At 75.0% G+C, this 21,028-nt stretch carries 14 protein-coding genes; 7 read left to right on the forward strand and 7 right to left on the reverse strand.

Going from position 1 to position 21,028, the window contains the following annotated elements:
- Positions 1–569 precede the first annotated feature (569 nt).
- Positions 570–1,019, forward strand: coding sequence for a PTS glucose transporter subunit IIA (locus tag ACIA5F_RS16490; protein WP_399353406.1), 450 nt, complete (start codon positions 570–572; stop codon positions 1,017–1,019).
- Positions 1,020–1,093: 74 nt separating this feature from the next.
- Positions 1,094–2,764, forward strand: a complete 1,671-nt coding sequence (ptsP, locus tag ACIA5F_RS16495) for a phosphoenolpyruvate--protein phosphotransferase (protein WP_399353408.1) — start codon at positions 1,094–1,096, stop codon at positions 2,762–2,764.
- 87 nt (positions 2,765–2,851) lie between these two features.
- Here the strand turns inward: ptsP and ACIA5F_RS16500 are convergent, their stop codons facing one another.
- Together ACIA5F_RS16500 and ACIA5F_RS16505 are read right to left on the reverse strand one after the other, a co-directional pair.
- Positions 2,852–3,763 carry a hypothetical protein gene (locus ACIA5F_RS16500; protein ID WP_399353410.1) on the reverse strand — a complete coding sequence of 304 codons (912 nt, stop codon included), beginning with the start codon at positions 3,761–3,763 and terminating at the stop codon, positions 2,852–2,854.
- Between the two features lie 63 nt (positions 3,764–3,826).
- The gene (locus tag ACIA5F_RS16505; protein WP_399353413.1) at positions 3,827–5,803 is read right to left on the reverse strand and encodes an acetoacetate--CoA ligase; all 1,977 of its coding nucleotides are present in this window, start codon (positions 5,801–5,803) and stop codon (positions 3,827–3,829) included.
- A 221-nt stretch (positions 5,804–6,024) separates the two neighbouring features.
- Between ACIA5F_RS16505 and ACIA5F_RS16510 the strand changes: the two genes are divergently transcribed.
- From ACIA5F_RS16510 to ACIA5F_RS16525, 4 genes are all read left to right on the forward strand, one after another.
- Positions 6,025–8,424, forward strand: a complete 2,400-nt coding sequence (locus ACIA5F_RS16510; protein WP_399353415.1) for a glycoside hydrolase family 31 protein — start codon at positions 6,025–6,027, stop codon at positions 8,422–8,424.
- Between the two features lie 60 nt (positions 8,425–8,484).
- Positions 8,485–9,249 (forward strand): M15 family metallopeptidase, encoded by a 765-nt coding sequence (locus ACIA5F_RS16515; protein WP_399353704.1) that lies wholly within the window; start codon positions 8,485–8,487, stop codon positions 9,247–9,249.
- Between the two features lie 66 nt (positions 9,250–9,315).
- Positions 9,316–9,825 carry a Zn-ribbon domain-containing OB-fold protein gene (locus ACIA5F_RS16520; protein ID WP_399353417.1) on the forward strand — a complete coding sequence of 170 codons (510 nt, stop codon included), beginning with the start codon at positions 9,316–9,318 and terminating at the stop codon, positions 9,823–9,825.
- The gene (locus ACIA5F_RS16525) at positions 9,822–11,012 is read left to right on the forward strand and encodes a lipid-transfer protein (RefSeq protein WP_399353419.1); all 1,191 of its coding nucleotides are present in this window, start codon (positions 9,822–9,824) and stop codon (positions 11,010–11,012) included. The genes ACIA5F_RS16520 and ACIA5F_RS16525 overlap by 4 nt, the downstream gene beginning before the upstream one ends.
- A 111-nt stretch (positions 11,013–11,123) precedes the next feature.
- Here ACIA5F_RS16525 and ACIA5F_RS16530 read toward each other — a convergent pair whose 3' ends face one another.
- Genes ACIA5F_RS16530 through ACIA5F_RS16545 form a run of 4 tightly spaced genes read right to left on the reverse strand, consistent with a single transcriptional unit; the run spans position 11,124 to position 15,360 of the window.
- Entirely contained in the window at positions 11,124–11,750 is a 627-nt protein-coding gene (locus tag ACIA5F_RS16530) for a GTP-binding protein (RefSeq protein ID WP_399353421.1), read from the reverse strand.
- Positions 11,731–12,177 (reverse strand): DUF742 domain-containing protein, encoded by a 447-nt coding sequence (locus ACIA5F_RS16535; RefSeq protein WP_399353423.1) that lies wholly within the window; start codon positions 12,175–12,177, stop codon positions 11,731–11,733. The genes ACIA5F_RS16530 and ACIA5F_RS16535 overlap by 20 nt, the downstream gene beginning before the upstream one ends.
- A gap of 10 nt (positions 12,178–12,187) precedes the next feature.
- Positions 12,188–12,625, reverse strand: coding sequence for a roadblock/LC7 domain-containing protein (locus ACIA5F_RS16540; RefSeq protein WP_399353425.1), 438 nt, complete (start codon positions 12,623–12,625; stop codon positions 12,188–12,190).
- Complete coding sequence (locus ACIA5F_RS16545; protein ID WP_399353427.1) at positions 12,622–15,360, reverse strand: nitrate- and nitrite sensing domain-containing protein; 2,739 nt, start codon at positions 15,358–15,360, stop codon at positions 12,622–12,624. Before ACIA5F_RS16545 ends, ACIA5F_RS16540 begins: the two co-directional genes overlap by 4 nt.
- A gap of 427 nt (positions 15,361–15,787) precedes the next feature.
- Between ACIA5F_RS16545 and ACIA5F_RS16550 the strand changes: the two genes are divergently transcribed.
- Positions 15,788–16,255, forward strand: a complete 468-nt coding sequence (locus ACIA5F_RS16550) for a hypothetical protein (RefSeq protein ID WP_399353429.1) — start codon at positions 15,788–15,790, stop codon at positions 16,253–16,255.
- 44 nt (positions 16,256–16,299) lie between these two features.
- Here ACIA5F_RS16550 and ACIA5F_RS16555 read toward each other — a convergent pair whose 3' ends face one another.
- On the reverse strand, positions 16,300–20,988 hold the full coding sequence (locus ACIA5F_RS16555) for a hypothetical protein (RefSeq protein WP_399353431.1): 4,689 nt from the start codon (positions 20,986–20,988) through the stop codon (positions 16,300–16,302).
- Between the last annotated feature and the right edge of the window lie 40 nt (positions 20,989–21,028).

A 21,028-nucleotide genomic window follows, 5' to 3' on the forward strand; every position in this document is an offset into this window, starting at 1 on the left:
GTTGATTTTTGGCACGCTGTTGAGTTCTCAAGGAACGGACGCTTCCTTTGTACTCACCCTCTCGGGCTTTCCTCCGGGCTTTTCGTTCAGTTCTTGCTGTTTCCTGCTGTTCCTGCGTTTCCGACTCTATCAGACTCTTTCGTGTCCGACTTCCCCGGCGCTTTCCAGATCCAGCACTTCCGCGCTTTCCCTTTCCGGCGAGTCCGACTCTACCAGTCCTTTTCCGTCTCCCTGACCACTCGCCGTTCTGCCGAAAGGCAGACGGAAGCACGCAGGAATCAAGATCAGTAATGAAGAGGAGGAGGTGCCCGTCACGAGCTGTTCGCGAGATGTTCACGCGGTGCGTCCTGGCGGGAGTCACGACAGTACAGGCCGACCGGTGCCCAGGCAAATCGTTTCAGGCGTATGGTCTAGTCCACTACGTCGTCGCGGGCGCGCGTCGCGACCTTCCCAAAGAGGTCTACTTCGTGCGGAACCGGGACGTGTCATGACTTACCCTTCTCAAAGTACGCCGTCCAGGACAGGTAGTGACGGCGACACGAAGAAGCCCCACCCCTGGGAGGCCCCCCATGACCAGCGTGACGTCCCCACTTGCCGGGCGTGCCATCGGACTCGCGGCAGTGCCCGATCCCGTGTTCTCCGGCGCGATGGTAGGACCGGGCACCGCTATTGACCCCGTGCGCGAACCCTCGGAGGCCGTGGCCCCCGTCGACGGTGTGATCGTCTCTCTGCACCCGCACGCGTACGTCGTCGTCGACGGTGAAGGCCACGGGGTGCTCACGCACCTCGGGATCGACACCGTCCAGCTCAACGGCGAGGGCTTCGAGCTGCTCGTCAACAAGGGCGACACCGTGACCCGCGGCCAGGCCGTCATCCGGTGGAACCCCGCCGCGGTCGAGGCCGCCGGCAAGTCCCCCGTCTGCCCCGTCGTGGCACTTGAGGCGACTCCCGACTCCCTCTCCGACGTTGTCGAGTCCGGTGACGTCAAGGTCGACGACGCCCTCTTCAGCTGGCAGTGACGTGTCCGCCTGCAAAGGCGAGTCGGACATCCATCGCGGCGGCTGGGCCCGCCGCTCAATCGGAGACGGGTGAAATGGAGACAACGCTGCGAGGCGTCGGCGTGAGCCACGGTGTGGCGATCGGCGAAGTCCGGCACATGGGTACGGCGGTTCTCGAACCGCCGGCCAAGCAGATCACCGCGGACGAGGCGGAGCGCGAACAGGGGCGCGCCCGTCAGGCCGTGGAGGCTGTCTCGGCAGACCTGATCGCACGCGGTCAGCTGGCCGGTGGCGAAGCCCAGCACGTGCTCGAGGCCCAGGCGATGATCGCCACGGACCCCGAGCTGATGGCTGACGTCGACCGCCGGATCGCTGTCGGCAGCACCGCCGAGCGCGGTGTGTACGACGCGTTCGCCGCCTACCGCGTCCTGCTCGCGGGGGCCGGCGAGTACATGGCCGGACGGGTGGCCGACCTGGACGACGTCCGGAACCGCATCGTGGCGCGCCTGCTCGGCGTGCCGATGCCCGGGGTACCGGACAGTGACGAGCCGTACGTGCTGATCGCGCGGGACCTGGCCCCCGCCGACACCGCTCTGCTCGACCCCGCGCTCGTCCTCGGTTTCGTCACCGAGGAAGGCGGCCCGACCAGCCACAGCGCGATCCTCGCGCGGGCGTTGGGCGTGCCGGCGATCGTGGCGCTGCCGGGTGCCGGTGAGATCGCCGAGGGCACCCTCATCGCCGTGGACGGCAGCACGGGTGACCTGTTCGTGAACCCGACCGCGCAGAAGCGGACCGAGCTGGAGGCCGCCGCGGCGGCGCGCAAGGCCGCGCTCGCCGCGTCGTCCGGTCCGGGCGCGACCTCCGACGGTCACAAGGTGCCGCTGCTGGCCAACGTCGGCGGTCCGGCGGACGTGCCGGCGGCCGTCGAGGCGGGGGCCGAGGGTGTGGGCCTGTTCCGCACCGAGTTCCTCTTCCTGGACGACAGCAAGAAGGCTCCGTCCGAGGAGAAGCAGGTCGAGTCCTACCGCAAGGTGCTCGAAGCCTTCCCCGAGGGCCGTGTCGTCGTGCGTGTGCTGGACGCCGGGGCCGACAAGCCGCTGGAGTTCCTCACCCCGGCGGACGAGCCGAACCCGGCGCTGGGCGTGCGTGGTCTGCGCGCGCTGCTGGACCACCCGGAGGTGCTGCGTACGCAGCTCACCGCGCTGGCCAAGGCGGCCGAGGGGCTGCCGGTCCACCTTGAGGTCATGGCCCCGATGGTGGCCGACCGGGCCGACGCCAAGGCGTTCGCGGACGCGTGCCGCGAGGCCGGTCTGCAGGCGAAGTTCGGCGCGATGGTGGAGATCCCCTCCGCCGCGCTCCGGGCGCGCTCGATCCTCCAGGAGGTCGAGTTCCTCTCGCTGGGCACCAACGACCTGGCGCAGTACGCCTTCGCCGCCGACCGTCAGGTCGGTGCGGTGTCGCGGCTCCAGGACCCGTGGCAGCCGGCGCTGCTCGACCTGGTCGCCCTGTCGGCCGATGCCGCCAAGGCGGAGGGCAAGAGCTGCGGTGTCTGTGGCGAGGCGGCTTCCGACCCGCTGCTGGCCTGTGTGCTGACGGGTCTGGGTGTCACCTCCCTGTCCATGGGTGCCGCTTCGATCCCGTACGTGCGGGCGACGCTCGCCACGTACACGCTGGCCCAGTGCGAGCGCGCCGCCGCGGCGGCGCGTGCGGCGGACAGCGCCGAAGAGGCCCGTGTGGCCGCGCAGGCGGTGCTGTCCGGGGAGTAGCCCGGCAGCGCGTGCAGTCGATCGAGGGGCCTTCGCCGGTGGCGGGGGCCCCTCGGTCGTTTCCCGGGGCGGGGCTGCCCGGCCGGCTCAGTGGTGGGGGCCGGGATCGTCCACCTCGTAGCCCGGGCAGTACTCGACACCCGGTTCGGGCGGTACGGGGTCCCCGGTGTCGGCGTCCGTGCAGTAGGCGTTGAAGACGGCCGCCGTCGAGAGCGGGACCAGGCGGCCCCGGTCCAGGCGCCAGCCGTGGACCCGGTCCCGGCCGGTCCCGGAGGTGGTGCGCAGCACCAGTCCCCCGGAGCCGCCGAGGGCGAGCCCGGCGGCGAGGACCGTCACGAAGTCGAGGCTGTCGCGGCCCTCGGTACGCGGTGGGGTCCGGGGAGCGGCGGCCGTGTCGGCGTGGAGGGCGGCGACGAGTTGCTGTGCCTCGGCCGGGACGCTGCACACCAGGTGGTGGTGGCCGGGGCGGGCCCCGGCCAGGAGTCGTTCGAGGGCTGCGGCGGCGCGGTCGAAGGAGGCGTGGCCGATGTCCTCGCCGCAGTCCGCGCAGGCCCCGACCCCGGCGAGGAGCGAGGTGGCGTACTCCCAGGTGGCCTGGCGGACGGCCTCGCCGACCAGGAGCGGGACGAGTGCGTCGATGGGCTGGCCGGCGTAGGGCAGGGCGGCGGCGGTTCCGGCGAGTTCCGCGGTGAAGCGGGTGCGGGCCCCGGGGGTGTCCGGGTCGAGGCCGTGTTCCGCGCAGTAGTCGGCGTACTCCTCGGGGTCGAAGAGGGCGACGGTGGTGTGGATGCCCTGGGCCGCGAGGGACCTCAGGAGCCCTTCGACCTGGCGGAGGTAGTCCCGGTGGTCGTCGAAGGTGAAGCTGCGGTAGCCGCGCATGGCCGCGAAGTCCCCGGCGTCGGCGACGAGGCCGACGGTGCTGGGGACCTCGCGGCGCAGCATGCGGCGCCGGGTGGTGCGGCCGGCGCGGCCCGCGCGGGTGTGGTCCGTCTGTGGCATGGCTCCCCCTGAGTGTCGCGATCGAATGCTCACTCAGCGTAACCATGGCCACTGACAACGGGCTCAGCGCCGGGTGCGGGCCAGTTCCTCGTAGAAGGGCAGGAGGCCGATGTCGTCGACCGAGCCGGGGTTGACCGCCTTGGCCATCGGGGTGCCCTGGAGGAGGCGTTTGACGGGGACCTCGATGCGCTTGCCGGTGAGGGTGTGCGGGATGGCGGGGACCTCGATGACCTCGTCGGGGACGTGGCGCGGGGAGAGCTGTTCGCGGATGACGGCCTTGATGCGGGCGCGCAGCGCGTCGTCGAGGGTGGCGCCGGGGGCGAGGTGGACGAAGAGGGGCATCCAGTAGCCTCCGTCGGCTTCCTCCAGGCCGATGACCAGGGATTCCTTGATCTCGGGGAGGCGTTCGACGGCCTCGTAGATGTCGGCGGAGCCCATCCGGACGCCCTGGCGGTTGAGGGTGGAGTCGGAGCGGCCGTGGATGATCACCGAGCCGTGGTCGGTGACGGTGATCCAGTCCCCGTGGCGCCAGACGCCGGGGAACATCTCGAAGTAGCTCTCGCGGTAGCGGCTGCCGTCGGGGTCGTTCCAGAAGCGGACCGGCATGGAGGGCATGGGGGTGGTGACGACCAGTTCGCCGACCTCGCCGACGACCGGTGTGCCGGTGGGGTCCCATGCCTGGAGGTCCGTGCCGAGGCAGGCGGCCTGGAGTTCGCCGATGTGGACGGGGAGGGTGGGGACGGCGCCGGCGAAGCAGCTGCAGACGTCGGTCCCGCCGCTGACGGAGGCGATCCAGAGGTCCTTCGCGACCTCGTCGTGCAGCCAGCGGAAGCCGTCGGGCGGGAGCGGGGAGCCGGTGGTGGCCACGCAGCGCACGGTGGAGAGGTCGAAGTCGCGGGAGGGGTGGACCCCGGCCTTGCGGCAGGCCATGACGTACGCGGCGGAGGTGCCGTAGAGGGTGGCGCGGGTGCGTTCGGCGATCCGCCACTGGGCGCCGGTGTCGGGGTGGCCGGGGCTGCCGTCGTACAGGACGACGGTGGTGCCGGTGAGCAGGCCGGAGACGAGGAAGTTCCACATCATCCAGCCGGTGGAGGTGTACCAGAAGAACCGGTCCCCGGGGCCGAGGTCGCAGTGCAGGCCGAGCTGTTTGAGGTGTTCGAGGAGGATGCCGCCCTGGGACTGGACGATGGCTTTGGGGAGGCCGGTGGTGCCGGAGGAGTAGAGGACCCACAGCGGGTGGTCGAAGGGGACCGGCTCGAAGACGGGCTCCGCGGCGCCCTCGGTGAGTGCGGACCAGTCGAGGGCGCCCGCGGGGGTTTCCGTGCCGAGCAGGGGGATGTGGACGACGGCGCGCAGGGAGGGGAGTTCCGCGCGGAGTTCCGCGACGGTGTCGCGGCGGTCGTGCTCCTTGCCGCCGTAGCGGTAGCCGTCGACGGTGAAGAGGACGACGGGTTCGACCTGCTGGAAGCGGTCCAGGACGCTGCGGGCGCCGAAGTCGGGGGCGCAGGAGGTCCAGACGCCGCCGACGGCGGCGGTGGCGAGGAGGGCGACGGCGGCTTCGGGGATGTTGGGCAGGTAGCCGCTGACCCGGTCGCCGGGGCGTACGCCGAGGGCGCGCAGCCGGGCGGCGAGCGCGCCGACCTGGCGGCGGAGTTCGGCCCAGGTGACGGTGGCGGGTTCGTGGGTCTCGTCCACGTACAGCAGGGCGGCGTCCTGGGCGCGGGCCGGGTCCTCGGCGGCGCGCAGGGCGTGCTCGGCGTAGTTGAGGGTGGCGCCGGTGAACCAGCGGGCGCCGGGCATGGACCGGTCGGCGAGGACGGAGGTCCACGGGGTGGTGAAGCGGACGTCGAACCACTCGGCGACGGCCTGCCAGAAGGTGTCGAGTGCGGTGACGGACCAGTGGTGCAGGGCCGGGTAGCCGCCGTCGGCGGGGGCTCCGTACCGTTCGGCGGCCCAGTTCTGGAAGGCGGTGATCCGGGCCGCGGCGATCCGGTCGGGGCCGGGGGCCCAGAGGGGTTCCGGCTGCGTGGCTGAGGTCATGGGTCGGCTCCCGGTCGGGTCTGCGGCTCACGGTGCGTGTGCGTGCGGTGCCGTCGCGCGGGGGTGTACGCGCCGGTTCACAGGGACCATGCCATGTGATCGACATCCGCACCAGGTCCCTTCCGGGCGGCCGGGGGTGGTGCGGTGGCGGGTGCCACCACCGGGTGAACGGCTGCTGAACGCCCCTTCCCGGGCCGGGTGCCGGTGACAGGGTGGGCGCCATGGACGGTCGTGAGCTGGTGCGTGCGGTGAGGGAGCTCGGTACGGCGCGCGGGCGGCGCGCGTGGCGCTCGGCCTGGCGCGCACGGCGCGCGGACGCGGTGGGGCTCCCGCGCCGGGGCGCCCAGCGGGCGCGGGTGCCGGGTCCGCTGGCGGGTGCGCGGCCGTGTCCGGGCGGGGGTGTGCTGCGGTTCGCGCGGGCGGAGCTGCTGGTGCGGGTGACGGTGGGCGGGGCGGTGTTCTGGGGGTGGGACGGGGCGGGGCCCGGGCCGTCGTACGCGGTGCTGGGCGGGGGGCCGGAGCCGGACCCGCGGGCGGTGCTGGAGCCGGACACCGGGGGCGGCTGGCGGGTGGTGTCGGAGCGGGTGACGGTGGCGGTGTCGCGGGAGGGGGCGGTGGAGGTGCGGACCCCGGGCGGGGCGGTGCTGCGGCGGGAGCTGCCGCCGCGGTGGTGGGAGCCGGTGGTGGGCGGCGCGGAAGCGGGCGGGCCGGGTGCCGGGGGGCCGGGTGCGGTGGTTCCGGGCGGGCAGGGCGGGGCGCGGTGGTCGCAGCGGAGCGAGGTGGCGGCGGACGCGCGGTTCTTCGGGCTGGGCGGGCGGGCGTCGGGGCCGCGGCTGCGGGACGGGTCGTACCGGCTGTGGAACACGGACCCGAAGGGCGGGTTCGGGCCGGGTGACGACCCGTTGTCCCTGACCATGCCGGTGCAGCTGGTGGTCGCGGACGCGGGGACGCACCTGGTCTTCCACGACAACTCCTGGGACGGCCTGGTGGTGCTGCGCGAGGGCGAGGAGGGGGCGGGCTCGGGGGCGGATGCGCCGGGGACGGCCGAGCTGCGCATGGAGGGCGGTCCGGCGCGCTGCTGGGTGCTGGTGGGGACGCCGGCCCGGGTGCTCCAGGGGTGGGCGGGGCTGACGGGCGGCGCCGCGGTGCCGCCGGAGTGGGCGCTGGGGTACCAGCACGCGCGGTGGGGGTTCGGGAGCGCGGCGGAGGTCCGCCGGGTGGTCGCCGGGTACGCGGAGCGGGGGCTGGCGCTGTCGGCGGTGCACCTGGACAGCGACCACTACGACGGGCACCGGGTCTTCACGGTGGACGAGGAGCGTTTCCCGGATCTGGCGGGGCTGGCGGGCGAGTTGCGGGAGGGGGGCGTGCGGCTCGTGTCGATCGTCGATCCGGCGGTGAAGGCGGGCGACGCGGTGCACGTGTCGGGGCGGGCCGTGGGGGCGGGCGGGGCCTTCGTGCGGGACGCGCGGGGCGAGGAGGTCCGCGGGGAGGTCCGGCCGGGCACGTGCGTGTACCCGGACTTCACCGATCCGGCGGTGCGCAGCTGGTGGGGCGGGCTGTACGAGGAGCGGCTCGCGCGGGGGTTCGCCGGGTTCTGGCACGACATGAACGAGCCGGTGTCCTTCGTGCCCTTCGGTGATCCGACGCTGCCCCGTTCGGCGCGGCACGCGATGGACGGGGCGGGCGGGGACCACCGGGCCGCGCACAACGTGTACGCGCTGGCGATGGCGCGGGCCGGCTGGGAGGGGCTGGTGCGGCTGCGGCCCGCCGAGCGGCCGTTCCTGTTCTCCCGGTCGGGGTGGGCGGGGATGCAGCGGTACGGGGGCACCTGGTCGGGTGATGTGGAGACCGGCTGGGAAGGGCTGCGGGCCTCGCTGGCGCTGGTGCTGGGCCTGGGGCTGTGCGGGGTGCCGTACTCGGGCCCCGACATCGGGGGCTTCGACGGTTCGCCCTCCCCGGAGCTGTACCTGCGGTGGTTCCAGCTCGGCGCGTACCTGCCGCTGTTCCGGACGCACTCGGCGATCCGGGCCGGGCGGCGGGAGCCGTGGGAGTTCGGGGCCGGGGTGGAGGAGCACGCGCGGGCCGCGCTGGTGGAGCGGGAGCGGCTGCGGCCCTACTTCATGACGCTGGCCCAGCTGGCGCGGAGCACGGGGGCCCCGTACGTCCGGCCGCTGTGGTGGGGGGCTCCGGAGGACCGGGCGCTGCGGGACTGCGGGGACGCCTTCCTGCTGGGGGACGCGCTGCTGGTCGCCCCGGTGCTGGAGCCCGGCGCGGACCGGCGGGCGGTGCGGCTGCCCCGGGGGCGGTGGTACGACACGGCGACCGGGGTGGCGTACGAGGGGCCGGGCCAGGTGCTGCTGGACGCGCCGCCGGGCCGGGTCCCGGTGCTGGCGCGGGCGGGTGCGGTGCTGCCGGTGCGGGGCGGGGACGGGCGGGTGGTGCTGGAGGTGTGGGCTCCGGCGCGGGGGCGGACGGGCGGCGGGGTGGTGGTCCGGGACCCGGGGCCGGGCTTCGGGCCGGGCGCGGCCGAGCGGTACGCGGTGCGGTGGGCCGGGGACGCGGTGGTGGTGACGGACGGGGCCGGGGCGCCGGTGGCGGACGTCGTCGTACGGGGGCTCTGAGTGCGGACGGCGGTGGCGGCGGTGACCACGCTGGGACTGGTGCTGGTGCTGGGTGCGGTGATGGTGTCGGACGGGGCGGGCGGGGTGCGCGGGGCGGGCGGGGCGGGCGGGGTGGCTCCGCCCGGTTTCGTCGTGCTGCGGGAGGTGGAGCCGGGCATCCGGCAGGACATGCGGTACGCGGGGGCGCGGAACTTCACGGGCGCGGTGGTGGACGGGTACGAGGAGCCCGTCTGTCTGCTGGCGCGTCCGGCGGCCGAGGCGTTGCGGCGGGCGCAGCGGCGGCTGTCGCGGCGCGGGTACGCGCTGCGGGTGTACGACTGCTACCGGCCGCAGCGGGCGGTGGACCGGTTCGTGCGGTGGGCCCGGGAGGCGGAGGGGGAGGACGCGCGGGAGCGCGGGCCGGGGTCCTGTCCGGGGGTGGAGCGGAGCCGGCTGGTCCCGGAGGGGTACATCGCCGAGAGGTCCGGGCACAGCCGGGGGAGCACCGTGGACGTGACGGTGGAGGAGCTCTCGGGCCGGGCGCTGGACATGGGGACGCCGTTCGACTGTTTCGATCCGCTCTCGCACACCGCCGATCCGCGGGTCGGCGCCGCCGCGCGTGCCGACCGGCTGTTGCTGGCGGAGGTCCTCGGGGAGCAGGGGTTCGTCGGTCTGCCCGAGGAGTGGTGGCACTTCACCCACCGGCCCGAGGCGTTCCCGGACACGTACTTCGACTTCCCGGTCTCCGTCGCCGCCGTACGGGACCCGGAACCGGGAGCCGGACACGGCCACGGCCACGGCCCCGGAAGCGGCCGTGGAAGCGGTCCGCGGGGGACGGACCGGTGACCTGCCGGGCCTGCCGTGACAGACTTCTGACGATACGTCAGTTCTCTGGCAGGCAGGGGAGGGGTCATGGCACGTACCCGCACACCCGTGGTGAGCGGATGGTTCACCGACGCCGCGACGGAGGGGGAGGCGGGGGCCGGGGCGCCGGAGGGGGGCGGGGGCTTCCGGCTGCTCGGTACCCGGTGTTCGGCCTGTACCGCGGTGTTCTTCCCGCGCGAGGACGCGTCCTGCCGCAACCCGCGCTGTCCCGGCGGCGGGGAACTCGCCGAGGTGCCGCTCTCCCCGCGCGGCCGGGTCTGGTCCTACACCGACGGGCGGTACCGGCCGCCCGCGCCGTACGTGTCCGACCCGGCCGTGCCCTGGGAGCCGTACACGCTGGTCGCGGTGGAGCTGGAGGCGGAGGGGATGGTCGTCCTGGGGCAGACGGTTCCCGGGGTGGGCGTCGCGGACCTGGCGGTCGGGATGGAGGTCGAGGTGGTGGGCGGGGTACTGGAGGGGATGCCGGACGAGGACGCCGGGGCGGGCCGCGCCACCTGGCGGTTCCGGCCGGTGCCGGGCGGGGGGGCGGGGGCGTGAGCGCCGATGTCGCCGTCCTGGGCGCGGGCATGCACCCCTGGGGCAAGTGGGGCCGCGGCTTCGTCACGTACGGGCGGGCCGCCGCGCGGGCGGCGCTGGCGGACGCGGGCCTGGAGTGGACGGACGTGGACTCCGTCGTCGGCGCGGGCACCGTGCGCGCGGGGTACCCGGGCCATGTGGCCGGGGCGGCCTTCGCCCAGGCCCTGGGCTGGCAGGGCGCGCGGGTGACCACCGTGTACGCGGCCTGCGCCTCCGGCGCCCAGGCGATCGCGGCGGCGCGGGCCCAGATCCTGGCCGGGCTGGCCGAGGTGGTCCTCGTGGTGGGCGCGGACGCGGCGCCCAAGGGGTTCTTCGCGCCCGCCGGGGGCGAGCGGCCGGACGATCCGGACTGGCTGCGGTTCCGGGTGCTGGGCGCCACCAATCCGGCGTACTTCGCGCTGTACGCGCGGCGGCGGATGGCCGTGTACGGGGACACCCTGGAGGACTTCGCGCGGGTCAAGGTGAAGAACGCGGCGGCCGGGGCGCTCAACCCGCGCGCCCGCTACCGCAGGGCGGTGACCGCGGGCGAGGTCGCGGCGTCGGCCGTGGTCGCCGATCCGCTGCGGCTGCTCGACATCTGCGCCACCTCCGACGGGGGCGCGGCGCTGGTGCTGAGCAGCATGGACTTCGCCCGCTCGCGCGGGGCCGGCCGGCCGGTGCGCGTGCGGGCCGTGTCCACGGTGACGCCCGTCTACCCCCGGACCACCCTGGACCTGCCCGACATCGCCACCGACTCCGCGCCCGCCGGGACGCGGCCGCCCGCCCCGTTCCGGGCCTCGATCGCGCGCGCCGCCTACGAGGAGGCGGGGATCGGCCCGGAGGACCTCTCGCTCGCCGAGGTGTACGACCTCTCCACCGCGCTGGAGCTGGAGTGGTACGAGGACATCGGCCTCTGCGGGCCGGGTGAGGGGGCGAAGCTGGTGCGGGAGGGGGTGACGGCCCTCGGTGGGCGGGTCCCCGTCAATCCGAGCGGTGGGCTGGCCTCCTTCGGGGAGGCGGTACCGGCGCAGGCCATCGCCCAGGTGTGCGAGCTGACGTGGCAGTTGCGCGGTACGGCCGGGGGGCGGCAGGTTCCGGGGGCGCGGGCCGGGATCACCGCCAACCAGGGGCTGTTCGGGCACGGGTCGGCGGTCGTCGCCCTGCGCTGAGCGCCGGGTGCCCTCGCGGCCCGTACCCCCACGGTCCGCGGGGGTACGGGCCGCGTCCGGAGGGCGCGGGTGGGCCGGGGCGTCCCGGCCGGTGGGCTCGGGCCGGTGGGCTCAGGCCCCCGCCGACATGCTGTGGCGCCGGGCCCGGGCCAGGGACATCGCGTGTTCCACCACCCCCACCAGGACGTCCTTGACCGACTCGCGGTCCCGCGCGTCGCACAGCAGCACCGGTACCCCGGGGTCGAGGTCGAGTGCCTCCCGTACGGTCACCACGGGGTGGCGGTCGGCGCCGTCGAAGCAGTTGACGGCCACCACGAACGGGAGCCCGCGCCGCTCGAAGTAGTCGACGGCCGCGAAGCAGTCGGCGAGGCGGCGGGTGTCGGCGAGGACGACGGCGCCCAGCGAGCCCTGGGCCAGCTCGTCCCAGAGGAACCAGAAGCGGTCCTGGCCGGGGGTGCCGAACAGGTACAGCACCAGGTCGTCGCGGAGCGTGATGCGCCCGAAGTCCATGGCCACGGTCGTCGTGTTCTTGCCCTCCACTCCCCCGGTGTCGTCGATGCCGATGCCCGGTTCCGAGAGACGTTCCTCGGTCCGCAGCGGTCTGATCTCACTCACCGCACTGACCAGGGTGGTCTTTCCCACCCCGAAGCCGCCCGCGACCAGGATCTTCAAGGTCAGCGGTTCGACCGGCGACACGGCATGCATGGCACCGGTGCGGCTAGAGCGCCCGAAGGCCATCGATCACCTCACGCAGAATGGATTCGTCGGGCAGTTCGGCCGGAGGTACCGGCCGGGTCACATGGACCAGTTCCTCGTCGACCAGGTCCCCGATCAGGACCCGCACGACCCCGACCGCGAGGTCGAGTTCCGCCGCGAGTTCCGCGACCGACTGCGGCCGGTCCCGGCACAGGCCGAGGATGTGGGCGTGTTCCGGGGACAGGGTCAGGTCCCAGACCGGATCGTCGGCCGCCGATTCGGCGACGACGAGCGCGATCAGGTCGAGCCGGTGCTGGCCCGCGTGGCTGGTCCGGCCGCGGGTCATCGCGTACGGGCGGACGACGGGACCGGCTTCGTCGTCGAACCAGTGGGGGTGGCCGGGGGTGGCGGGGCCGGACGGGAGGTCGGCGGGGGGGCGGGAGGGGTGGTCCTGGCCGGAATCGCTCATACCGTCCGACTCACCCTCCGGCTGGCAGCCCGGTGCGCGGAGCGGTCGCCAGGTGGTCCCCCACGCGCTTGACCATCAGCGTCATCTCGTACGCGACCTGCCCGACGTCGGAGTCGGCGTCGGACAGCACCGCGAGACAGCTTCCGTCACCGGCCGCCATGACGAAGAGGAACGCCTCGTCCAGCTCGACCACGGTCTGGCGGACCGTGCCCGACTCGAAGTGCCGGCCGACGCCCTTGGCCAGGCTGTGGAAGCCGGAGGCCACGGCCGCCAGGTGCTCGCTGTCCTCACGGGTCAGGTCCTTGGAGGTGCCGGTGGGCAGGCCGTCGCCGGAGAGGACCACCGCCTTGCGGATGCTGGCGACCTTGTCGACGAGTTCGTCGAGGAGCCAGTTGAGCGGGCCGGAGCCGCGGCCCCTGGTGTCGTTGCCGGTCTGCGGTGCGGTCATCGACCGTCCCCTTCGTTCTCGTTCGCGGGACCGTTGGCGGCGGAGGTGCCGGCCGCGGTCTCGGACTGCTGCTGTGCGTGCTGGTTGCGCCCGGCCGTCCAGCCGCGCTGGAGCGCGGACATGCGCGTGCGCACGTCCTCCGCGTCGCGGTCGTCCACCGGTCCGGCGGTGTCCTCGGTGGGCGCCGGGGCCGGGGAGTTCTTCAGCTGGGGCGCGAGGCTGGCCTGGCGGACCCGGCGGGGCAGGGCGGAGGCGCCCCGGCCCGGGTCCCCGTCCCCGGCCTTCCCGGACGGGGACGGCCGGGCGGGCTCGGGGCCGCGGACCACGGAGACCGGGCGGGGCTCCACGCGGCGGCCGTGCTCGGCGACCAGGGTCGGGGCGGTGCGGCGGCGCGGGAGCGGTACGGGTCCGGCGGCGCGGGAGCCGTCGGTGCCCGGGGCGTCCGCGCGGACGGGGCCGGTGGGGCCCTGCGGCTCCCGCTCGCCGCGGCCCTCGGTGTGCCGCAGCCCCAGCAGGGAGCCGCGCGGGGTGCCGTTCGGCGGGGTCTCGTCGTCCAGCGTGGCCATGGCGGGACGGCCGCCGACCCCGGTGAGGCCCGTGATGCCGGGGGCGGCCTCCTCCAGGGCGGTGTCGTCGGGGCCGAGGGCGCCGAGCGGGGCCTCCAGTTCGACGGGTCGGCGCAGTTCGGCGGTGGGGAGCGTGCGGGCGGCGGAGGCGTGGGCGGCCTGCGGGCGGCCCGGGGAGGTGCGCCCGGCGGCGGAGGCTGTGGAGACGGCGCGGGCGGGAGCCGGCCGGGCGTCCTTGGCCCCGTCCAGCCGCAGACCGGCGCCGTCGGTCTCGGGGGCCTCGGTCAGCAGGGTCACCGGGAGGAAGACCACCGCGGTGGTGCCTCCGTAGGGGCTGGGCTGGAGGACGATCCGGACGCCGTGGCGGCGGGCGAGGCGGCTGACCACGAAGAGGCCGAGCCGGTCGGTGTCGGAGAGTTCGAACTCGGGGTTCTCGGCGAGCCGCAGGTTGGCGTCGAGCAGGGCCTCGGGGGTCATGCCGAGACCGCGGTCGTGGATCTCCAGGGTGAAGCCGTTGGCGACGCGCTCGCCGTGCACCTGGACCGCGGTGTGCGGGGGCGAGAACACGGTGGCGTTCTCCAGGAGTTCGGCGACGAGGTGGGTGACGTCGGCGACGGCCGGGCCGGCGATGCCCAGGCGCGGCAGGCGGCGCACCTCGATGCGCTCGTAGTCCTCGACCTCGGCGACGGCGGCCCGTACGACGTCCATCAGCTGGACGGGCTTGCGCCACTGGCGGGAGGGGGCCGCGCCGGAGAGGATCACCAGGCCCTCGGCGTGGCGGCGCATCCGGGTGGTCATGTGGTCGAGGCGGAAGAGGTCGGCCAGTTCCTCGGTGTCCTCGGTGCGGCGCTCCATGGTGTCGAGGAGGGTGAGCTGGCGGTGGAGCAGCACCTGGTTGCGGCGGGCCAGGTTGACGAAGACCTCGGAGACCCCGCGGCGCAGTTCGGCCTGTTTGACGGCGGCCTCGACGGCGGCGCGCTGGAGGGTATTGAGGGCCAGGCCGACCTGGCCGACCTCGTCCTTCTCGTACTCCAGGCGGGGCGCCTCGGTCTCGATGTCCACGTGTTCGCCCGCGGCGAGGCGGCGCATCACGCCGGGCAGCCGGATGCCGGAGACCTCGTGGGCCTCCTTGCGGAGCCGGGACAGGTCGCGGATGAGGTCGCGGCCGATGCGTACGGACAGGACCAGGGAGACGATCAGGGCGATGAAGCCGAGGACACCGGCGCCCGCGGCCTGGATCATGACGTTCTCGGCGACGGGCTCGACGCGGTTCTGGTAGCGCTGGCCGGAGGCGGTGCCCATGGCCTCCAGGTCGTCGACGACCTTGTTCACGGCCTCGTCCCACTGGGCCGCGGTGAGGGTGCGCGGGTTCTTGACGGCGCCGCCGGCGATGAACCGTTCCTCGGCGTCGCGCAGCGCCTTGGTGTCGGGGCCGGTCCAGTAGTGCTCGAAGGCCTCCCGGTCGGTGGACGGGAGGATCGCGAGGTTGATCTCGTAGAGCAGGCCGCGGTGGGCGGCGAGGTCCGAGACGCGCCGGACGTCGGTGGCGCTGATGTTGCGGGCGGCGAGGGCGGCGGCGATGACGGCGTCCTCGCGCGAGAGGGTCTCACGGGCGCGGGTGACGCTGATGAGGGCGCGGCCCTGCTTGTCCATCTCGACGTCCTCCAGCGCGTGGAGGTTGATCAGGAAGTCGTAGCAGGTGTCGACGAGGCGGCTGTAGAGGTCCAGGGCCCGGCCGGGGTCCAGGGTGTTCTGGTCGACGGCGCGGCGCAGGGCGCTGATGTCGTGGAAGGCGGTGAGGACGGAGCGCAGGCGGTCGGCGTCGGGGGGCCGCAGCTCGTCGAGGGCGTGGGCGTCGCGGGCGCTCGCGGCGACCCGCTCGACGATGGCGTCCGTGGCGGCGCGGCGCTTGACGAGTTCGGCCGTGGCGGTGGCGGCGCGGGGGTCGCCGAGGACGACGAGGGTCTGGCGGCGTTCGCGCTGGATGACGCGGACGACGTCCTCGACGGGGTAGCCGACCTTCTCGATGACGTAGGCGACGTCGAGGAGCTGGACCGCCTGGCGGCCGGTGATGATCGTGGCGAAGCTCCAGAGCGCGGTCAGGGAGACGAGCGGCACAAGGAGCAGCGCCACGATCTTCCGGCGGATGGACTTCCCGCGAAAGCGCATGGCCTCCCCAGCCTCCCCCAGCTTCAACCCCGTCGGCGGGGGTCGGTGTTCCGTCATTTAAACGGCGTGAGCCTACTACTGCCACGGAGCGTGTTCGAAGGCGTGTCCGGACGTTTTCGGCCTGACCCCCGGGTGAAGATCATGAGTTGTCCGGTACTTCCGGTCAAGTGCGGCCCGATATGCGGCAGATGGCACCGGCTGGAGTGTCGGATTCCCGTACGGGACGGATGGCTGGAACTCTTCGTTCCGCGAGCATAGGGGAAGGGAACAAGGGTCCGTGACACGGGTACATGTGTGGGAATCTCTGACGACCCCCGGACGTCTATCTGTTCGAGGGGACACGTCGGGCACGGGGTGGGCGTGGTCCGGGTACGGGGTAGGCGTGGCCGAGGGCACGGCGGACCGCGCGGTGGGGAGTGAGCGCACCATGAGAACGCATGAGGGCACAGGGGCCGGGGGCGGAGCCGGTGGGGGCGGACCGGGGGGCCGGGGCGGCCCGGGGGCCGGGCGGGGGCTGTGGGTGGAGGAGCCGGCCCGGCGGCGCCGGATGCCCGATCCGGTGCGGGCGGCGGCGGTACGGGCGGTACTGATCGTGTCCGTGACGCTGATCCAGGCGACGGTCGCCTTCTTCCTCACGCTCACCGGCTCCTGGCTGGCCCTGCCCATGGCGCTCGGCGCCATAGCGGGGACGGTCGTGGCCACCTGGGGCGTGCTGGACGTGTGGATCACGCGGCAGACGTGGAACCAGCGGGACGGGGTCCTGTCGGAGCCGGGCAGTACGGCGCGCGGGCGCCGCGAGACCCGGCGGCGAGGCCGCAGGGCGGGGCGGGAGCCCGCCTCCGGCCGAATACCGCAGGGCGACGGCTCCCGCCTGGCGGCCCCCGGCCGGGGGTGAGAACGGGCCGGGGCGGGCCCGGCCGCCCCCGGCGGGGGCGGCCGTCAGGAGGCGGCGGTGCGGCGGAACATCCGGGTCGCCGTGATCTCGCCGTGGACGGGCTCGCCCTCGGCGGACTGCTGGGGCAGGCCCGGCCGCAGGTGCTCCTCGACGCTGATGTACTTCAGCCCCGCCCGCAGGTCCGCGTCGTTGCGCAACCGGACGACCAGCGGGAACTCGGCGAGGGCCGTGGTGTCGAACAGGCCCGTCGTGTAGAGCAGCTGGACGCCGAGCGCGTCCGAGACGGCCCGCTGGAGCTCCAGCAGGTACGTGGCGTTGGCGCGCCCGATCGGGTTGTCGAGGAAGAGCGTGCCCGCGTGGCGGTGCCGCTCCCGGCCGCGGTCGTTGCTGCGCAGCGCCGCCATCGTGCAGTAGAGGGCGATCGCGGCGGTGAGGAGCTGACCGCCCGAGAAGACGTCGCCCATCTGGCCCACGGGGACCCGCTCGGCGCGCAGCACCGCGTCCGGCTTCAGGATCTCGACGGCGATGCCCTTGGGCTCCAGGGCCGCCTGGACCCCGCGCAGCAGCAGGGACATGCCGTCGCGGCGGCCCTCGCCGAAGGAGGCGCCGCTGTTCTTCCTGACGGCGGTGCGGGTCGCCTCGTCGATGACCTCGCCGAGGCGTTCGGTCAAGGTGGCCTGGTCCGGTTCCTCGAAGCGGATGCGCAGGAACTCCTGTCCCGACCACTCCCCCAGGCCCTCGGGGAGCTGGGAGAGCCGCTGGGCGGAGCGGAGGGTGGCCAGGGCCGACTCGACCAGGCCGCGCAGGCGGTCGACGATGCTGTCGCGGTTGCGTTCCAGCTGCGCCAGCTCGTCGGTGAGGACCCTCAGCCGGGGTGCGAAGGCCGTGGCCCAGGCCGCGGCGTGCTCGGGCAGGGCGGAGGCGGGCAGTTCGCGGATCTGCTGGCGGGCGGGGGTGCGCACCGGTTCGTAGCGGTTGGCGTTGGCGTGCCGGACCAGGGTGTCGCTCGCCTCGCGCACCGCGGACTCGGCGGCCGAGAGGTCCGCGGCGCAGGCGCGCACGGAGCGGCGGGCCTCGGCGGCCGACCGGCGGGCCTCCTCCAGGGTGCCCGCGTGGGGCACCGGTTCCCGCTCGTCGTCCTGGTGGGCGGGGTCCTCGGCGGCCGGGCCGCGCAGCAGGTCCCGCAACAGGGACGCGGCCTCGTCGAAGCCGCCGGCGCCGTCCTCGGCGACGCGGTGGGCGCGCAGCAGGTCGGTGTGGGCGGCGCGGGCGGTCTCGACGGCGGCGCTGTGGGCGGCGAGCCGTGCGGTGGCGGTGCGGAGCAGGCCCTGGGCCTGCTCGACGTCCTCGGGGACGAGCGCGTCGGGGAGTTCGGCGTGGGCCCCGCCCTCGGCGGGGGCGTGCCGTTCGGCCTCGCCGCGCAGCCGGCCGAGCTGTTCGCTGGCGGTGGAGGCCCGGGTCTCCAGCATCTGCACGAGGGACTCGGCGCGGGCCGCGGCGGCCTGCCGGGAGGGGCCGTCGGCGCCGTCGGTGGATTCGAGGAGCTGGGCGGCGCGGGTGCGGACCTTGTTGGTGAGGCGGTCGAGTTCGGCGCGGGCGGCGCTCTCGTCGCTCTCGGCACGGGCCTGTTCGGCGCGCAGGTCGGCGCCGACGCCGACCTTCTCGTAGAGCTGGGAGGCGGCCCGGTACGCCTCGCGGAGGTCGGGGAGCGGCGCGCGCGGGGCGCCGTCGTCCTCGGGGAGGGGTTCGGGGGCGCCGGCGATCTCGGCGCGTTCGGCGCGCAGGGCGCGGGCGGTGCGGCGGGCGTCGTCGGCGGCGCGCTGGACGGCGCGGCGGTCCTCGTCGGCGGCGCGGGCCCGGTCGAGGCAGACCTCGGCGCGGGCTTCGGACTCGGTCGCCTCGTCGGCGAGTTCGCGCAGCCGGGCCTGCCAGCCGGCCCGTTCGCGCAGGCGGAAGGCGAGTCCGGCGAGGGCGTCGGCGACGCGGCGGGCGCGCTGGGCGTTCTCCTGGCGCTCGTCGCGGACGCGGGTGGCGTCGGCGGCGGCCTCGTCCGCCTCGGCGCGTGCGGTACGGGCCTCGGCGAGTTCGGTGTCGGTCTCCTCGGCGAAGCTCCGGGCGGCCCCGGCCTGCCGGGCGAGTTCGGTGAGGCGGCCGGGCGGGCAGCCGGTGCGCCAGGAGGCGAGGCGGGCGGCGAGCGTGCGGTCACCGGAGAGGCGGGCGGCCAGCTCGCGGATCTCGGTGTCCCGGGCGGTGGCGCGGGTGCGCAGCGCCCGGCGCTCCTCGTCGGCGGCGTGCTCGTCGTGCATGGCCGGGTTCGGCGGGACGATGAAGACGCCGGATACCGCGGAGCCGTCGTCCCCGGCCGGGGGTACGGGGGTCAGCAGGGCGGCGGCGGTGCCGACGGCGACGGTGGAGCGGGGCAGCAGGGCGGCGCCGGAGAGGACCTCGCGGGCGCGGGTGTGGGTGTCGGGGTCGGTGATGACGACGCCGTCGACGAGTTCGGGGCGGGCGGCGAGGACGGCGGCGTGGTCGGCGGGGTCCACGGACTGGGCGAGGTAGCGCCAGCCGGGCAGGGCCGGGATGCCGTGTTCGCCGAGGTACTCGACGGTGGCGAGGACGTCGGGGCCGGGCGGCAGCAGGCCGCCGTCGCCGAGGGCGCCGAGGATGCGGGCGTCGTCGGCGGCGGCGGTGCGCAGCGCGAAGAGCTGGCGTTCGGCGGCGGCGACGTGGGAGTCGAGGAGTTCGCGCAGGTCGTCGGCGTTGCGGTCGAGTTCCGCGGTGGTGAGCGCGCTGTCGGGGGCTGCCGTACGGCCGGGGTCCGGGGCTCCGCCGGGGCGGGGCCCGGTGGAGGAGGAGCCGCGCTGGTGCGGGACGGCGGGGTCCGGGGCCTGCGACAGGCCCAGGACGGCCGCCAGCCGGGGGGCGGCGGCCAGGGAGGCGGCGGCGCGGTCCTCCGCGTCGTGGGCGGCCTCGGCGGCGTCGGCGGCGTCGGCCGCGCGGGCGGCGGTGAGTTCGGCGCGGGATTGCGCGGTGGCGGCGTCGCGGGCGGACTCGGCCGCGGTGCGGGCGGCCTCGCGGGACTCGTCCCAGGCGGCCACGGCGGTCTTCTCCGCGTCGGCGGCGGCGAGGGCGGCGCGGGCCGGGTCGGCGTCGGGCGCGGAGTCGTCGAGCCAGCCCGCGCGGACGGCTTCGGCGGTCTCCTGCTGGACCTCGCTCAGGCGCGAGCGCAGGTGTTCGGCCTCGCTGCGGGCCCGCTGGGCGGCGGTGGCCGCGGCGGTGGCGGCGCGGTGGGCGGCCTCCCCCTCGGCCTGGAGGACGGCGGACCGCTCCTCCTGCGTGTTGGCGGCCTGTTCGCCCTGGTCGGCGGCGGTGTGCAGGGCCCGTACGAGGGCGGTGGCGGCCGTGGCGCGGGCGGCGAGGGCGGGGGCGGCGTCCCGCTCGGCCTCCAGGATCGCGGCGGCGACCCGGGCGGAGCGGTCGGCGGCGGCGCGGTGGCGCAGGACGTTCTCGGCGGCCTGCCAGGCGGAGTGCAGCGTGCGGGCTTCGAGGAGTTCGCGGCGCTGGGCGGCGGCGGCCCGGTCGGCGACGGTGAGGGCCAGCGAGGCGTGCCGGTAGGCGAGTTCGGCGCAGACGGCGGCGGCGCGGTCGCGGGTGGACTCGGCGGCGGTGACCGCGTGGGCGGCTCCGGTGACGCGCTGGGCGAGTTCGGCGGCCAGGCCGCGTTCGCCGGTGGCGCGGGCGGAGAGCCGCCGGGCGAGGCTTCGGGTGCGGCGTTCCGCGCCCGCGTGGACGTCACGGAGGCGGGCGCGGGCCGCGGCGGCCTCGACGATCCGGCCGAGCAGTTCCACCGAGCCCGCGGTGAAGTCCCGTTCGGCCATCAGTTCGGAGCGGCGGCCGAGCTTGTCGCCGAAGCCGTGGACCAGGTCGGCGAGTCCGTCCGTGTCGCGGGTGTCGGTGACGGCGCGCAGCAGGAGGTCGGTGAAGTCGGAGTCCTTCTTGACCGCGAAGAGGCCCGCCGCCTCGCCCTCGTCGGCGTTCATCTCGCGCTGGTAGCGGAAGAGTTCGGGGTCGAGGCCGAGTGCGGTGAGGTGCTCGTTCCAGCGGTCGTGGATCTCCTCCCAGACCACTTCCAGGTGCGGGTACGCCTTGCCCGCCTCGGTGAGGGCGTCGCGGAAGCCCTTCATGGTGCGGCGGCGGCCCTGGGCGCCGGAGACCCCTTCGGCGGGCGGGCGGACGGCGGTGGCCTCGGCGACGGGCAGGCTGTCCAGGCTCAGGCCCGGTCCGGGGCGGAAGGAGTACCACGCCTCGGCGAACTTGCGCGGGTCGTGGGAGACCTGCCGGCCGCGCCATTCGCTGACCTTGCCGACGACCAGGCACTCGCCGGTCCGGGTGTGCTGCCACTCCAGGGCGACGTGTCCGCAGTCGTCGGCGAGGAGGAACTTGCGCAGGACGCCGGAGCTGGCGCCGCCGAGGGTGTTGCGGTGGCCCGGGAGCATCACCGAGAAGATCAGTTTGAGGAGGACGGACTTGCCGCCGCCGTTCTCCAGGAAGAGGACGCCCGCGGGGGCGGGGCGGCGCGGCGGCCCGGACGGCTCGGCCGCGAAGAACTCCGCCTGGGCGGGCGCCGGGTGGGGCACCGGCTCGCCGACTCCGCGCAGGTCGAGCACGGTGTCGGCGTAGCGCGCGCCGGCGGGCCCGATGGAGTAGAGGCGGATTCGGGACAGCTCGTACATGGCGGCGGACTCTCGTGGTCTCTCGTGGGTCGTACGCGGG

This window comes from Streptomyces sp. NPDC051567 (assembly GCF_044454165.1).
In the GTDB taxonomy this organism is placed as follows: domain Bacteria; phylum Actinomycetota; class Actinomycetes; order Streptomycetales; family Streptomycetaceae; genus Streptomyces.

Excerpts from the sequence above, each read along its gene's own strand:
- ACIA5F_RS16505 (WP_399353413.1), bottom strand. The coding sequence starts at position 5,803 with ATGACCTCAGCCACGCAGCCGGAACCCCTCTGGGCCCCCGGCCCCGAC.
- ACIA5F_RS16535 (WP_399353423.1), bottom strand. The coding sequence starts at position 12,177 with ATGAGCGATTCCGGCCAGGACCACCCCTCCCGCCCCCCCGCCGACCTC.
- ACIA5F_RS16490 (WP_399353406.1), top strand. The coding sequence starts at position 570 with ATGACCAGCGTGACGTCCCCACTTGCCGGGCGTGCCATCGGACTCGCG.
- ptsP (WP_399353408.1), top strand. The coding sequence starts at position 1,094 with ATGGAGACAACGCTGCGAGGCGTCGGCGTGAGCCACGGTGTGGCGATC.
- ACIA5F_RS16510 (WP_399353415.1), top strand. The coding sequence starts at position 6,025 with ATGGACGGTCGTGAGCTGGTGCGTGCGGTGAGGGAGCTCGGTACGGCG.
- ACIA5F_RS16530 (WP_399353421.1), bottom strand. The coding sequence starts at position 11,750 with ATGGCCTTCGGGCGCTCTAGCCGCACCGGTGCCATGCATGCCGTGTCG.
- ACIA5F_RS16540 (WP_399353425.1), bottom strand. The coding sequence starts at position 12,625 with ATGACCGCACCGCAGACCGGCAACGACACCAGGGGCCGCGGCTCCGGC.
- ACIA5F_RS16550 (WP_399353429.1), top strand. The coding sequence starts at position 15,788 with ATGAGAACGCATGAGGGCACAGGGGCCGGGGGCGGAGCCGGTGGGGGC.
- ACIA5F_RS16555 (WP_399353431.1), bottom strand. The coding sequence starts at position 20,988 with ATGTACGAGCTGTCCCGAATCCGCCTCTACTCCATCGGGCCCGCCGGC.
- ACIA5F_RS16515 (WP_399353704.1), top strand. The coding sequence starts at position 8,485 with ATGGTGTCGGACGGGGCGGGCGGGGTGCGCGGGGCGGGCGGGGCGGGC.
- ACIA5F_RS16500 (WP_399353410.1), bottom strand. The coding sequence starts at position 3,763 with ATGCCACAGACGGACCACACCCGCGCGGGCCGCGCCGGCCGCACCACC.
- ACIA5F_RS16520 (WP_399353417.1), top strand. The coding sequence starts at position 9,316 with ATGGCACGTACCCGCACACCCGTGGTGAGCGGATGGTTCACCGACGCC.
- ACIA5F_RS16545 (WP_399353427.1), bottom strand. The coding sequence starts at position 15,360 with ATGCGCTTTCGCGGGAAGTCCATCCGCCGGAAGATCGTGGCGCTGCTC.